This window comes from Clostridium sp. LIBA-8841 (assembly GCF_057782475.1).
This window is the reverse complement of record NZ_CM173488.1, coordinates 2,479,414-2,494,997: the sequence shown is the minus strand read 5'-3', so window position 1 is coordinate 2,494,997 and position 15,584 is coordinate 2,479,414. Positions and strand designations below refer to the sequence as shown.

Here is a 15,584-nt window from a genome sequence, read left to right as displayed (position 1 = left end):
TGAATGAAAAAAATAATTAGTTCCTTTTTAATATGTGGCCTTATGCTATCAAGTAATTTATTTTCTACTAAGGCCTATGGAGCTGAATATTATGACAATGTGTTAAGTAAAAATTTTATATTTGGAAGTGATTATAAAGAAAGTAGTGTTATATCTTCAGAAAGTATATACTTTGATATAAGCAAAATGTGGGATGTTCAGGATGCTTATTTAAATTTAATATTTACTCAAAGTGAACTTTTAGTAGATGATATATCTACTCTTACAGTATATATAAACGATGTACCGATAAGTTCAACAAAATTAAATGGAAAATTTAAATATAAAGAGACATGGAAAGTTCCTATTCCAAAAGATGTTTTAAAAGAAGGAGTAAATCAAGTAACTATAAAATCAGCAAGGAGAATAAGTGATCTTCCTTGTACTGATGATAGTAATCCTGCCAATTGGATTGTTTATAGTAAGGATTCCTTTGTCCATGTTGATTTTAAGGAATTAAATTCACCGGCAACACTTCAATATTATCCATATCCTTACTTAAAAAGTAGTGATACAAAGGGAAATTTTAAGGTCTGCCTACCAGACAATTATAATAATGATGAAGCTACTGCGGCTATGTATGTTGGAAGTTCTTTAGGAACTTTGAAAAAAAGTGACGAGTTACATGGAAGTATAAGCACTTTTTCAGAGGTTAATGAAGGTTCAAATGATGACTTGATTTTCATTGGAACCAAAGAAAATACTCCTAAAGAATTTATGAGTCTTTTAAGTGGAGAAGAGGAAAAGAGATTAGATAATGAGGCTATTATAAAACAAGTTATATCTCCTTATAATAAGGGAAAAAGACTATTATTAGTAATAAGTAATAATCCTAAACTTCTTACTAAGGCAACTAGAGCTCTAGGAAATGAAAGTATAATTAAAGAAGAGCCTAATAATGTTATGTTTATAAATGATGATATGAAAGTTGTAACACCGGAGTCTAATAATGGAGTAAAAATGACCTTTGATAGTCTTGGATATGATAATTCATTTATGGAGGGACCATTTAAACAAACAATGAATTTAAGTGTAGATGTTCCAAAAAATAGAGTGTTAAACGACCAAGCAAGCATAGTAGCAAAGGTTAAGTATTCTAAAAATCTAGATTTTGATAAGTCACTTTTAACGGTATTAGTTAATGGAGTACCTGCTGGAAGTAAAAAGCTTTCTGTTGATGATGCTGATAATGACAGTTTAGAGGTTAAAATACCAAAAGAAATTAGGGATGATTCGGCTTTAAATATTCAGGTTAGATTTGATTTAGAAATGAATGATGAATACTGTGATTTTACAGAACAACAAACTCCTTGGGCTTTTGTGTCAAAGGATTCTTATTTAAATCTTTCCTTTACAGATAGAAGTGATTATGACTTAAAATATTTGCCATATCCATTCATAAAAAATAATTCTATAAATAATACCGTTATTGTAGTTCCTGATAAGCCTTATTTAGATTATTTAGATATGGGATTAGATATTAGTTCTTATATTGGAAGAAATATAAATGAAAATAGCGGAGAAATCCAGGTTGTTAAATATTCAGATTTAACAGATGATTTAAAGAAAAAGAATCTCATACTTATAGGAACTCCTGAGGAGAATCCACTTATAAAAGAGGTTAATAAATCATTACCAATAAAATTCAATGGAGATTTTACTTCTTTTGAAGGAAATGATAAGTTAAACATAAATCCCGACTACGCTAAGGAAGTTTCTTCTATACAATTGTGTAAGTCAACTTTTAACAAGGATAGTGGAGTTATGGTTATAACTGCTCCAAATGCTAAATCACTTGTGTATGCAGGAGAATATTTAAACGATGAAGCTTTAATAAATAAACTTGAAGGAAAAGCTGTACTAATAGATCAAAAAGGTAATACAACATTTTTAATGAATGAAAATAATAAGGTTCAGCAAGAGGAAGCCAGTAAAGAACAAATACTTAGTACACAAGGAAAAGTTCTTTTAGGATTTGTAGCTGTAATAGGTATTTTACTTATAGTTTCAGTGATAACAATAAGAAAGAAATACAGGAAAAACAAATAAATTTAAACTTTAAATATAAGAAGACAATGTTAAAATCATTGTCTTCTTTATTATAATAAATTATATGATGAGTTTTTAAAGATTCATAAGAAATTAATAGCCAATGATAAGTATAAAAATTATAGAATAGTTAATAGTATAAAAGAAATTACTCGTGAATTATAATTAATTGTAGCTGTTTAAGGAATAGAAAAAGAAGAGCAATTTGAAAGTTTAAAACATAGCCTTCTTTTAAAGGATTAAAGATAATTCACAATAAAAGAAAATGTTGAGAAATTATAATATAAGTAAAAAAAGAGTTGAAATTAAGATATTTTAATGATAAAAATGATTAATTAAAATATACTGAATGGTAAAATTATTAATTTATTAAATATTTAAGATTAATATTCAATAAATGGTATTTAGTGTTATAATATAAAATAAGATTTAGTTAAAAGGTTAATCTCTCTTGACTAAACTTTAATAAAAACTATGGTTAAATACTTAAAATTCAAATTAGATGGGGCGGATTTAAGAAGCCATGGTTAATATATAATTTAAAAAACAACAAGGGGGCATTAAAATGCAAGTAAAAAAATATGTAGACAATTTAATGGAAGATTTAAAGAAGAATAATCCTGGAGAAAATGAATTCTTAGCAGCTGCAGAAGAGGTTTTATATTCTTTAGTACCTGTCCTTGAAAAAAATCCAAAGTATATTGAAGAAGGGATTTTAGAGAGAATGGTAGAGCCAGAAAGAGTTATAATGTTTAGAGTTCCTTGGGTTGATGATGCTGGTAATGTAAGAGTTAATAGAGGATATAGAGTACAGTTTAATAGTGCTATAGGACCATACAAAGGTGGATTAAGATTTCATCCTTCAGTTAATTTAAGTATAATAAAATTCTTAGGATTTGAGCAAATCTTTAAAAATTCACTAACAACTCTTCCAATTGGAGGAGGAAAAGGTGGATCAAACTTTGATCCTAAGGGAAAATCAGATAGAGAAATAATGAGATTCTGTCAAAGTTTTATGAGTGAGCTTTATAGACATATAGGCCCTAATACAGATGTACCAGCTGGAGATATTGGAGTTGGTGGAAGAGAAATAGGATATATGTTCGGAGAATATAAAAAGCTTAAAAACTCTGTAGATGCCGGAGTTTTAACAGGCAAAGGCTTAACTTATGGTGGGAGCTTAGCTAGAAAAGAAGCTACAGGATATGGATTAGCATATTTCGTAGATGAAATGTTAAAAGATAATGGGGAAACAATAGAAGGAAAAACTGTTGTTATATCAGGATCAGGAAACGTTGCAATATATGCTACAGAAAAAGTTCAAGAGCTTGGTGGAAAAGTAGTTGCTCTATCCGATTCATCAGGATATGTATATGATGAAAATGGAATAGATTTAGCAGTTGTAAAAGAAATTAAGGAAGTTAAAAGAGGAAGAATTTCTGAATATGTAAATTACGTTAAAAGTGCTAAGTTCACTGAAGGATTTTCAGGGATTTGGAATGTTAAATGTGACATAGCACTTCCTTGTGCTACTCAAAATGAAATAGATGCAAATAGTGCAAAAACTTTAATTGATAATGGAGTAATCGCTGTAGGAGAAGGTGCAAATATGCCTTCAACTTTAGAATCTCAAAAACTTTTTGTAGATAATAAAATTTTATTTGCTCCAGCAAAAGCTGCTAATGCAGGTGGAGTAGCAACATCAGCTTTAGAAATGAGTCAAAATAGTCTAAGAATGTCTTGGACTTTTGAAGAAGTTGATTCAAAACTTAAGGATATAATGAAAAATATCTATTATAATTCTAGAAATGCAGCTTCTGAATACGGATATGGTGGAAACTTGATAGTTGGTGCCAATATTGCTGGATTTAAGAAGGTTGCAGATGCGATGTTAGATCAAGGTATCGTATAAAATTAAAGTATATTGAAACCTTAATTATAAAATAATAAGTTTAGTATAATAGATTTTCACTATGATTTTAAGAAGGAACTATGTCAAAACTTTAAATAATAAAATTTATAAATAATATGAAGAAAATATCTAGATGAACTTTAGAATTTAAGCTATTACGTAAAAGAGTTTGCGTTAAGAAGCCGAGACTGTTATTTTCTTAGGAATACAATCTCATGATATTCGATTGCATAAGTTCAAGGTACCAAATTAAAAATTTGGACTTTCACTTAAAATCTAGTAATTCTAGGAATATATTTATAAGTTTTATTTAAAGTTACTTTTGATATAGTTTCTTCTGTTTTTTTCTTTTTACTTATGATATATTAAATGATGTTATGTTAATAATTTATGTGGAATCATAATTTATTTAGAAAGGAACAGAAGATATGGCAAAGATAACTAGTAGAAATAATGATTTTTTAAAGATGCATAGAAATTCAACTTCTCCTAAGGTATATTCTTTATTGTTAGAGCTTGTAAATGATGATAGAGAAGACTTAGCAAATGAAGTAATAAAGATAGATTATTTAGTTGATTATTTTAATACATGTATTAAGAAAAGAGATAAAAAAGAAGGGAAAGAGACCTTAGAAAGAATAAACGCAAGACTTTCTAAGTTGAATAAAGAGGGAATAGATACGTCTCATTTCGAAACTCTTTGTGAGAATATATTAAAAAATAATAAGGTTAAACTTTAGAATAAAAGGATGGGATGCTAATGAATAAATTTTTAGAATTAGGATTAAGTGAAGAGGTTGCAAAATCATTAATAGGATTAAATATAAGTGAGCCAACAGATATTCAAGAAAAAGCTATACCAGAGATTTTAAAAGAGAAAAATGTTATAGGAAAGGCTGAAACAGGAACGGGAAAAACTTTAGCATATTTACTTCCTATAATAGAGAATATTGATGACTCAAAAAATGAGATGCAAGCAATAATATTATCACCAACTCATGAATTAGGAGTTCAAATAAATAACGTTTTAAATGATCTTAAAAGAGGACTTGGAAAGAAAATAACTTCAACAACTTTAGTTGGTAGTGGAAATATTAAGAGACAGATGGAAAAACTTAAAAACAAGCCACATATACTTGTAGGAAGTACAGGAAGAGTTTTAGAGCTTATAAACAAAAAGAAAATAACAGCTAATACTATTAAAACTCTAGTTATTGATGAGGGTGATAAGCTATTAGATTTTATAAACATAAAAGATGTCAAAAGTGTTGTAAAAGCTTGTCCTAGAGATTCGCAAAAGCTTATCTTTTCAGCTACTATGAATGAAAAAGCTTTAGAAACAGCAGAAGAATTAATTGGGGAAAGCGAGCTTATACAAGCAAAAGCTGCTAATAAAGTTAATGAAAATATATTACATGGATATTTCCAGGTTGAATTAAGGGATAAAATAGATTTTTTAAGAAAGCTTATACATGCTATAGGTGATGAGAAAAAGGTTATAGTGTTTATAAATAATAGTTATAATATAAACAATGTAATTCAGAAGTTAAAATATAATAAAATAAATGCAGTATCTCTTCATGGAAGCGATAATAAAATGGATAGGAAGAATGCTCTTCAAGATTTTAGAAAAGGAAAGGCTAAGGTTTTAATAACTTCAGATGTATCTGCAAGAGGATTAGATATAAAGGGAGCTACACATATAATAAATTTAGATATACCTATGAATCCTCAAAACTATTTACATAGAGTAGGGCGTGTAGGAAGAGCAGGAGAAGAAGGAGTTGCTTATTCTTTAGCTGATTATAAAGAAGAAAAAATAGTTGGAAAATGTGAAAGACAGTTAAAGGTTCAAATTCCTAGACTATATTTATATGAAGGAGAAATTCATAAGACAAATGTAAAAAATACTTCTTCAAGTAAAGGTAATAATGGAAAGAAAAAGCCTATTGGAAAGAAGCCATTTAAAAAGAAATAATTAAAGTAGAGATTTTGTTTTTAATTTAAAGCACCATTAAGAAAATTCTTAAGGTGCTTTTTATTATGATTTTAAATAAAGATCTTAGCATTTAAAGGAGAGTTTTAGGAGTTTACAATTGAAAAGTTACTAAAGAATTAACAATTAATCAAAGATGTTGGAGGGGGTAGGTTTATAATGTATAATAACGTTAACATAACAAATATGCATATGTGGGAGTGAATTTAGGGATGAAAAAAATTTTTATAAGTGTTTTAGCTGCTGTTATGATAGGAGCTACATTAACGGGATGTGGAGCTAAAGATAATAATGGTACTCAGGTTGAACAAAGTAATGTTAAAATGTCAATGAGTGCTTCTGATATGACTAATAAACTAGTGGAGGCAGATATGGTTAGAATGCCTATGCCAGTAGATGACCAAATGGCTAATGAAATTTATCATTTAAACTTAGATGATGTAGAGGAATATGGAATTGCTGAAACTGGTATATCTCCAGGAAATTCTGCCATTATAATTGTAAAGGCTAAAGAGGGAAAGATTGATTCTGTTAAGGAATCAGTAGATAAAATTTTAGAAGATAAGATTGGAAAGGCTTTTTATCCAGAGGAAGAGAAAGTTGTAAAGTCTTCAGAAGTGAAAGTTAAGGGAAATTATGTTTCATTATTTGTTTTACCACAAGATCAATTAGAAGAAGCGAATAAGATTTATGAGGAAGCATTTAAATAACATTTAATTTTAAATAAGAATAGGCCGTATCAATAATAAACCAAAATAAAACTTATAAATATATTACGAGAATTATTAGATTTAACTAAGAATTTATAAGCTTTATTATTAAAAGTTTTGATACAGCTTATTTTTATATGACGAAAGAAGTAGTATATATTAAGGAATAAATTTTTTTACATATAAAACGAATAAAGAGACTTTTATTTCTAATTAATTTAAAAGAAGTAAAAGTCTCTATAAATATAAAATTAAATTTTTAGGAGATTTAAAATGGTATTTAGCAGTATTATGTTTATATTTAGATTTTTGCCAATAGCTTTTATTATATACTACTTAACACCAAATAAATTAAAAAATTTAACTTTACTAATATTAAGTTTATTTTTTTATTCTTGGGGAGAACCAAAATATCTTTTCATAATGATTTTATCAATAATAGTAGATTATTCCTTAAGTATATTAATAGAAAAATACAGAGAAAGAGCATTTATTAGTAAAGCTTTTTTAATTAGTTCAGTTACATTTAATTTAGGAATACTTATTTTATTTAAGTATATAAATTTTTTTGTTGAGAATATAAACTCAGCTTTTGGAGCATCCATGTCTTTAATCTATCTAACTCTTCCTTTAGGTATAAGTTTTTATACCTTTCAAACTATGTCATATACTATTGACGTATATAGAGGAAACGTTAGAGCTGAAAGAAATATAATAAATTTTGGTGCGTATGTTTGTCTTTTCCCACAACTTATAGCAGGACCTATAGTTAGATATTCTGATATAAATAATGAGCTAAATAATAGAAATATAAAAATGGATCAAATTGAAGAGGGAATTAAAGAGTTTATAATAGGTCTAGGAAAAAAAGTATTGATAGCAAATAATATAGGACTTTTATGGAATGAGATTGAAGGATTAGGGGTTAGTAATGTTTCTACTTCCCTATTATGGCTTGGAGTAATAGCATTTTCTTTACAAATATACTTTGATTTTAGTGGATATTCTTCTATGGCAATTGGATTAGGCAGAATGCTTGGGTTTAATTTTCCTCAAAACTTTAATTTTCCGTATATATCAAGAAGTATAACAGAGTTTTGGAGAAGATGGCATATTACCTTAGGAAATTGGTTTAAAGAGTATTTGTACATTCCCTTGGGGGGGAATAGAGTAGGATATAAAAGAACAGTATTAAATCTTTTGGTAGTATGGGTTTTAACTGGTTTTTGGCATGGGGCTGAATACAATTTTATAGTGTGGGGACTTTATTTTTTTATTTTAATTACTTTGGAAAAATTTTATTTAATTAAATATTTAAATAAGCGTAAATTAGTGTCACATATATATAGTATATCTGCCATAATTTTTGGATGGGCGATTTTTGCCTTTGAGGATTTAGGGAACATACAATATTTGTTTCAACCAAATTGGTCATTAGATTTCATATACTATTTAAGAAATTATTTTTTAGTATTTTTAATAGCTATATTGTGTTCTAGCAAAGTTATTAATAATATTTATGAAAAAATGGTAAAGAAAAATAAATATGTAGAATGTTTTATTTTAAGTATGATATTTATAATATCAGTAGCATATTTAATTGATTCTACTTATAATCCATTTTTGTATTTTAGATTTTAAACTAATTTGAAAGGAAATATTTTATGAAAAAATATCCTATGGTTTTCATATTTTTTTCTCTTGTAGTTACATTTGCAGCTTTTGATATGAGTAAAAAAAATATAGATTTTTCAGAGTTTGAAAATAGAATTTTAGTTAAAAAGCCTAAGTTTTCTCTTGATGCATTTATAAGCGGAACCTATAGCCGTGATTATGAGGAATATATAAATGATAATTTTATTTTTAGAGAAAAATGGATAAACTTAAAGTCCATAAGTGAATATGCCTTAGGGAAAATTGAAAATAATAATATAGTTTATGGAAAAGAGAACTATATGTTTGATAAGATTATTTCCTATGATGAGGAAAGATTTAATAACAATTTAAAAGCATTAAAGGAATTTATTAATGGGTATAATGGAAGAGTTACAACTATGATTGTACCTAATTCATATACCATATATGAAGAATATATTCCTTGGGGATTAAAGCTTTTAGAACAAGAAGAACTTATATCTAAGGTTTATGAGGTCAGTAACAAAGATACTAATATTGATTTGATAAAACTTTTAACGGAGAATAAAGAAGATTATATATATTATAAAACAGACCATCATTGGACAACATATGGAGCTTATTTAGCTTATGGAGCCTATATGGAAAGTTTAGGGGAAAAGCCTATTGAATTAAGGAATATAGAGAAACATGAAGTTAGTGGGTTTTATGGCACATATTTTTCTAAATCTAAGCTTTTTAATGCAGAAAGTGATATTCTTACTTATTATGATATAAATAATGCAACTATGGAGATTCAAGGAGAAAGTTTTAATAATCTATATGATTATGAAAAGCTAAATACGATAGATAAGTATTCATTTTTCATTAGAGGAAATAATGGACTTACTATAATAAGAAATCATGAAGTTAAAAATGGAGAAAAATTATTAGTATTTAAGGATTCTTTTGCAAACTCAATGATTCCATTTTTGAGTGAAAATTTTGAGGAGATTCATGTGGTAGATTTAAGGGATTTTCCATTTAAAGTAAGTGAATATATGGAAAATGAGAATTTTAATGATGCTTTAATATTGTACAATATGGATAATTTTTTGAGAGATGTTAATATTATTAGATTAAAGTATTAAAGCTAATATGACATAGTTTGACAATATTCTTGTTTTTTGAGAAAATTAAATTGTTATTTTAGTTTTAGAGAGGTAATAAAATTGAATATAAAAAAATTAGTTAGAAGATACGTTTTTTTCTCTATAATACTAATGTTAATTCAATGTAAAAATGTCTTTGCATTAGGAGAATCAGAGCTTAGATTCAACAGTTTAACTTTAAAAGATGGTTTATCTCAATCCACTGTGACGAAGGTATTTCAAGATAGTAGAGGATACATGTGGTTTGGAACATCTGATGGATTAAACAAATATAATGGACATGAGTTTGTTATCTTTAGAGAAGCAAAAGATGATAAAGAAAGTATTAATTCAGGTTTTATATCATCTATAGCTGAATATGATAAGGATAATATTCTTGTTGGAACTAGTAGAGGAATAAGTAGCATAAACATAATTACCAATAAGGTTACTAGAATGTTTGAGCATGAAGATGGGAAGAGTATGTTATCTAATGATAATATATGGGATATACTAAAGCATAGTGACGGAACAATATGGGTAGCTACTCGTAAGGGACTAAATATTTATGATCCAAAAACAGAAAAAATTGATCAAATTTTCAAAGATACATATCCAAAAGGATTAAAGAGTAATGTGATTACTTCATTATGTGAAGATAAGTATGGAAATGTTTGGGCAGGTACAAGTGAGGGATTAAGTTTATTTAATACTAAGACTAGAGAATTTCAATCCATAAATACTTTAATTGATGATGATAATTCAGCAGTTTCTTTAGTTTATAAGGATAGAGAAGATAATATATGGGCTGTAACAGACAAACATATTATTTGTATATCTAGTAATTATAAAGATGTTAAGTTTATAGATGAAGAAATTGAGTCTTTTAACATAACTCCAGATAGTGTAAATGGTATTTATGAAGATACATATGGTAATATATGGTTTGCAACCCAAAAAGGCTTATTAAAATATGATAAAAACAATAAAAAAAAGCATCTTTTTGAAAATAGATACTATGATGATACTAGTTTAGTAAACAATAATGTTTTAACTGCATATGAAGATAGAAGTGGACTTCTTTGGTTTGGAACATATAATGGAATAAGTCTACTAAACCCTAATCAGCCATTTAAACAATATAAAAGAGAACCTAATAAAGAAAATACTCTTAGTGCTAATAGTATGAGTGGAATTTATAAGGATTCAGATGGTACTTTATGGCTTGGAACAAATTCCTCAGGATTAAATGCTCTAAATACTAAAACAGGTGATGTTAGAAATTTTTATAGTGAAAATAATAATCCTGATACCTTAAGTAGTAATGTAGTCTGGCAAATATGTGAGGCAGATAAAGATCATTTATGGGTTGCAACTCAGGGCGGGATAAATAAAATAAATAAAAAGACAGGAGTAGTTGAGCGGATTAAATATCCAGAAAGTATGCAGGAAATAAATAAAATGGATGCTAGAAATCTTTATGTGGATAAAGATGGACTTTTATGGATTGGAGCTAGAGGGGGATTACAATCCTATGATGATAAGACTGGAACTTTTACTGATTATTCAAATTTATTTAAAGCTGTAGGTATTGTTGAAAATGCTGTAACAAGCATATCAGAAGATGAGAAAGGATTGTTATGGATTACTATTGGAATTAATGGTGGAGTAGTACAGTTTGATAAGAATAAAGGAATATTAAAAAGTTATGTAAGTGATAGCTTTAATAGGAATAGTCTTATAAGTAATGATGTACGTTGTTTAGCAAAAGACTCCAAAGGAAATGTCTGGATTGGAACAGAAGCTGGGCTAAGCAAATTAGACCCTAAAACAGATACTTTTACAAATTATACTGTTGAAAATGGACTAGCTAATAATTTTATATATGGAATACTTATAGATAAAGAAGATAATCTTTGGATAAGCACAAATGGAGGGTTATCTAGGCTTAATACGAAAACAAATAAATTTATAAATTATACTATTATGGATGGAATACAAAGTAATGAGTTTAACGGTAGATCATACTTTGAAAGTGAAGATGGAGAAATGTTTTTTGGGGGAATAAACGGTGTCACTGCATTTTATCCTGAAGAGGTTTTAAATTTTACTGGAAATAAAACTAAGACAAAGGTAGTAATAGATGAAATTAAGGTGAATAATAAGCCATATCCTTATTATGGAGGAGAACTTAACTTAAAATATAATGAAAATAATATATCCATTGATTTCTTTTTACCAGATTATTTAAACACAACAAAGATAACCTATGAATATAAATTAGAAGGAATTGATGAAGATTGGGTTTTTGCAAATAAAAGAAATAATGCCAATTATGCCACTCTAGAATCCGGAACTTATAAACTTTTAATTAGGGCACGAGATAATCATGGTGATTTAACTCCTATAACCACTTTGGATTTAAAAATAGCGCCTCCACCTTGGAGAACTCCAATGGCTTATTTGATATATTTTTCTAGTGCTGTAATAGTTATATTTTTAATGTGGAGTTACATAACAGCATTAGAAAAGATAGTTAAAAAAAGAGCTGAACAATTAAAAAAAGAAGCTAAAGAGAAGGAAAAACTTTATCTTGAAAAAGAAAAACTTTTCAAGGAAGCTACAGCTTTAAAGGATGAAATGATTGAAAGGCAAAAATTTAAAAATGATTATTTTGTTAATCTTTCTCATGAACTTAGAACTCCTTTAAATGTTATATTGGCAACAGTTCAGTTAGTAAAGCTAAAAAATAAAGAGGATTCTCTAGGAAAATATCAAGTAGAGGATTATAGCAACACACTTAAAAATAATGCAAATCACTTATTAAAGATAATAAATGATATAATAGATTCATCCAAAATAGAATCAGGAGCATATAAACTTAATATAGATAGTTATGAAATAGTTTCTTTAGTTGAGGATACAGCATTAAGCTTAAAAGCTTATGTTGAGGAAAATAACTTGGAGCTTATAATAGATCCAGAAATAGAGGAATTACAAGTTGAATGTGATAAAAATGAAATTGAAAGATGTGTTATTAATTTATTGTCGAATGCAATAAAGTACACTCATGGACATGGAACTATTGAAGTTTATATAAAAGAGTGTGAGGATGATAAAGTAGAAATTGCAATAAAGGATACTGGAGTTGGAATTTCTAAAGAGCAACAAGAAATGATATTCGAAAGATTTGCACAGGCAGATAGTGTATCTAAAAAGAAATATAGAAGTAGTGGAATTGGACTAACTTTAGTAAAAAGTATAATAGAATTACATCATGGAACAATTAGGGTAGAAAGTGAATTGCAAAAAGGAAGTACATTCATAATTACATTGCCTTTAAAACAAAGTGATAAATAGAAATTTTAGTATAAGTGATTGTATCAAAATTAACCTAAAATAAAACTTATTCAGATATTCTCTTCATAATATTTACAAGTTTTATTATTGAGTTTTGATACAATCTTTTTTCTTTTAGTTATTTGCTATAAAATTTATTAATTTATTTTTAAGGAATTTAGCGTAATTATAATACATAAACTTTATGGAATAAGTAATGTATTAGGAGAAAGAGATGTTTGATTTAAAAAGATGTGCAATAAAAATGGCTTCCAATATAAAAGTAGTAGAAAGTAAACGAGGGAAGGTAGTATTAAAAAATGATTTAATACTTAAGGGGTTATTGAGAAATAATGAATATGCGGAGTTAGTTGAAAGATTAATAAAGAAAATGAGAGAAATAAATAAAGTTGAATTTCTTTATGACGATTTAAAATTAGCTCTTTCTTATGATTGGACAAGAACTTCAGAAAAGAAAGTTGTGAATTGGATAAAGTTAATAATAGAAATTTTATTGCGTAATTATGAGGAGATTAAAAATTTTATAGAAAATAATAATAAAGAAGAATTAATAAAATTTATAGAACGCCAAGTGAAAAATGAGGTTAAATTTATGAGATACAAATAAATGGATATAATAGATTAAAATATGCTTTATAAATATAATGATTTAAATAAAAATGATAATGTGGTAAAATATTTAATACTAAGGGAAACTTTAGAAATAGAGCAGAACAGGGTTGCCTATAAGAGTGATTTTCTTATAGGTTTTTTTATTAATAAAGGAGGAGTGGATGAAATATAAATTAAGTAAACTATTTATTGTTAGAGCTATCATATTTAGAACATTAATTTTTTTGTTTATGTACTTTGTTTTACAAATAGGAATTAAAGAGTTTCATGGAATTATAAGTATTATATTATATATTTTTCAATTAATAATTAGTATCTTATATATTGTATTAGGATTAATAGGAACAATACTTGAATTCCTTTCATGGTCATATTTTGTATTTGATGATCTTATTGAAATTAGATACGGAGTTTTGTTTAAGAGATATATATGCATTAAAATAGATAAAATTAAATACATAAATATATTTGAAGATCCAATATCAATGCTTTTAAGAATTAAAAGTGTCAATATATATACTGCTGGAGGAAAAGTAAGAATTCCAGCTCTTAGAGAAAGCCAAGTAAAAATGTTTTATGATATAGTCAAAGAGAATATCTAGAGGTGAAAAATGAGATTTCATAAAAAAAATCATTGGTATAATATTTTTATAACTTTTTTAAAAATAATAAAAAGAGCTTGGCCTATAATAATATTTTTAGCTTTAAAATTTAACGAGCATATTATTACAACTAGTATATTATCTATAGTTTTGATTTTAGCTTTTTCCATATTAAGATGGTTAAATACAAGTATTTTAATTGATGATGGATTTTTAATATATAAAGAAGGAGCCATATTTAAAGAAGAACTTGTAGTTCCTTTAAAAAGCATATCTCTAATAGAACTTGAAAGAAATATAATATATAGAATTTTTCAATTAAGAAAAATAAAGATTGATAGTGTATATCCGGCTTCTAAGAGAAGTGCCGAAATAGTTATGGTACTTAAGAAAAAAGATTTAGACTTTCTTTATAGGAATTTAAGTGATAGAATAAGAAACTTAATACATGATGAACGAGAAATAAATGAGACTTTAGTTTACAATATATCAGCAATTCATTTAATTTTATTATCAATGCTTAGAAATAATATAATATTAGGAATAGGGGTTTTATATTCTAGCATACATTTTATGAATAAAATATACAAAGGGTTAAATCAAGGATTAATAAATTTTTTTACAAATGTTATTGAGGAAAATGTAATATCTAGAAATACAATATTAGCAATATTTTTATCAGCACTTTTTTTATTTAGTATCTTATTATTAATAATATTAGTATTTTCAATATCAGCAATATTATCCAAATATTACAAATTCACAATATACAGAAATAATAACTATTTAAAGGTGGAGTATGGCTTAATAACGAGAAGAAGTTATTCAATATCAACAGATAATATACATGCTTTAAAAATAGAACAAAATGTTATAAATCAAATATTTAAGTTTTATACAATAAAGTGTTGTGTTGTTGGATATGGAAACACATTAAAGGAAGATGAGCTTATATTTCCATTGTGCAATGAAAATGGATATAGAGAAATACTTAAAAACCTTGTACCTGAATTTATATTTGAGGGAGAGGTATATAAGCCAGAAAAAAGCGTAATGAGAAGATTTTATACAGTTCCTCTTCAGGTAGCTATTTATTCAGGTATAATAATATTCTTATTAACTGGAGAGATATGGGTGATGATGGTAGCCATAACTTTAGTTGTTATTGATAGAACTTTACTTTATAGAAATACTAAGTTTGGATTCGGAAAAGATTTGTATTATGTAAGTTATAAGTCTTTTAATAAGAGGCAATTTTTTATAAAAAGATCTAGTATGGAAGAGATTAAAGTTACATCAAATCCATTTCAAATGAGGAAGAATATAGGAAGTTTTAAGCTAAGATTCTATTCTCAAAAAAAGATGGATTGGATAAAATTAAAAAACTTAAAAGTAGATATATATAATGAGCTTAAAAGATGGGCTTAGTTGAGAATCTTTTTATTTAAAATTGATGTCTGAATAGATTAGATTATTTGGACATCAATTTTTTATTTGTTAAGTAAGAATATTTAATGTAGTATATTATTATGTAATGTG

The 15,584-nt window shown here is 26.7% G+C and carries 11 protein-coding genes; all 11 read left to right on the top strand.

Annotation, left to right across the window (positions count from 1 at the left end; translation table 11 throughout):
- Nucleotides 1-3: 3 nt before the first annotated feature.
- The 11 genes from AC2A4K_RS10795 (at nucleotide 4) to AC2A4K_RS10745 (ending at nucleotide 15,473) form a co-directional block, all read left to right on the top strand.
- Nucleotides 4-2,088, top strand: coding sequence for a cellulose biosynthesis cyclic di-GMP-binding regulatory protein BcsB (locus AC2A4K_RS10795; RefSeq protein ID WP_322502498.1), 2,085 nt, complete (start codon nucleotides 4-6; stop codon nucleotides 2,086-2,088).
- Between the two features lie 565 nt (nucleotides 2,089-2,653).
- Nucleotides 2,654-4,000: an NADP-specific glutamate dehydrogenase gene (gdhA, locus tag AC2A4K_RS10790; RefSeq protein WP_322502497.1), complete on the top strand. Its 1,347-nt coding sequence runs from the start codon at nucleotides 2,654-2,656 to the stop codon at nucleotides 3,998-4,000.
- Between the two features lie 428 nt (nucleotides 4,001-4,428).
- Nucleotides 4,429-4,740 (top strand): hypothetical protein, encoded by a 312-nt coding sequence (locus AC2A4K_RS10785; protein WP_322502496.1) that lies wholly within the window; start codon nucleotides 4,429-4,431, stop codon nucleotides 4,738-4,740.
- A gap of 20 nt (nucleotides 4,741-4,760) precedes the next feature.
- Complete coding sequence (locus AC2A4K_RS10780) at nucleotides 4,761-5,978, top strand: DEAD/DEAH box helicase (RefSeq protein ID WP_322502495.1); 1,218 nt, start codon at nucleotides 4,761-4,763, stop codon at nucleotides 5,976-5,978.
- 230 nt (nucleotides 5,979-6,208) lie between these two features.
- Nucleotides 6,209-6,706 (top strand): DUF4358 domain-containing protein, encoded by a 498-nt coding sequence (locus AC2A4K_RS10775; RefSeq protein ID WP_322502494.1) that lies wholly within the window; start codon nucleotides 6,209-6,211, stop codon nucleotides 6,704-6,706.
- A gap of 273 nt (nucleotides 6,707-6,979) precedes the next feature.
- On the top strand, nucleotides 6,980-8,347 hold the full coding sequence (locus AC2A4K_RS10770) for an MBOAT family O-acyltransferase (RefSeq protein WP_322502493.1): 1,368 nt from the start codon (nucleotides 6,980-6,982) through the stop codon (nucleotides 8,345-8,347).
- Nucleotides 8,348-8,370: 23 nt separating this feature from the next.
- Complete coding sequence (locus AC2A4K_RS10765) at nucleotides 8,371-9,471, top strand: DHHW family protein (RefSeq protein WP_322502492.1); 1,101 nt, start codon at nucleotides 8,371-8,373, stop codon at nucleotides 9,469-9,471.
- 81 nt (nucleotides 9,472-9,552) lie between these two features.
- Nucleotides 9,553-12,831 carry a ligand-binding sensor domain-containing protein gene (locus AC2A4K_RS10760; RefSeq protein WP_322502491.1) on the top strand — a complete coding sequence of 1,093 codons (3,279 nt, stop codon included), beginning with the start codon at nucleotides 9,553-9,555 and terminating at the stop codon, nucleotides 12,829-12,831.
- A gap of 214 nt (nucleotides 12,832-13,045) precedes the next feature.
- Nucleotides 13,046-13,438 (top strand): hypothetical protein, encoded by a 393-nt coding sequence (locus AC2A4K_RS10755; protein ID WP_322502490.1) that lies wholly within the window; start codon nucleotides 13,046-13,048, stop codon nucleotides 13,436-13,438.
- Nucleotides 13,439-13,604: 166 nt separating this feature from the next.
- On the top strand, nucleotides 13,605-14,045 hold the full coding sequence (locus AC2A4K_RS10750; protein WP_322502489.1) for a PH domain-containing protein: 441 nt from the start codon (nucleotides 13,605-13,607) through the stop codon (nucleotides 14,043-14,045).
- Between the two features lie 9 nt (nucleotides 14,046-14,054).
- On the top strand, nucleotides 14,055-15,473 hold the full coding sequence (locus AC2A4K_RS10745; protein ID WP_322502488.1) for a PH domain-containing protein: 1,419 nt from the start codon (nucleotides 14,055-14,057) through the stop codon (nucleotides 15,471-15,473).
- Nucleotides 15,474-15,584: the final 111 nt, after the last annotated feature.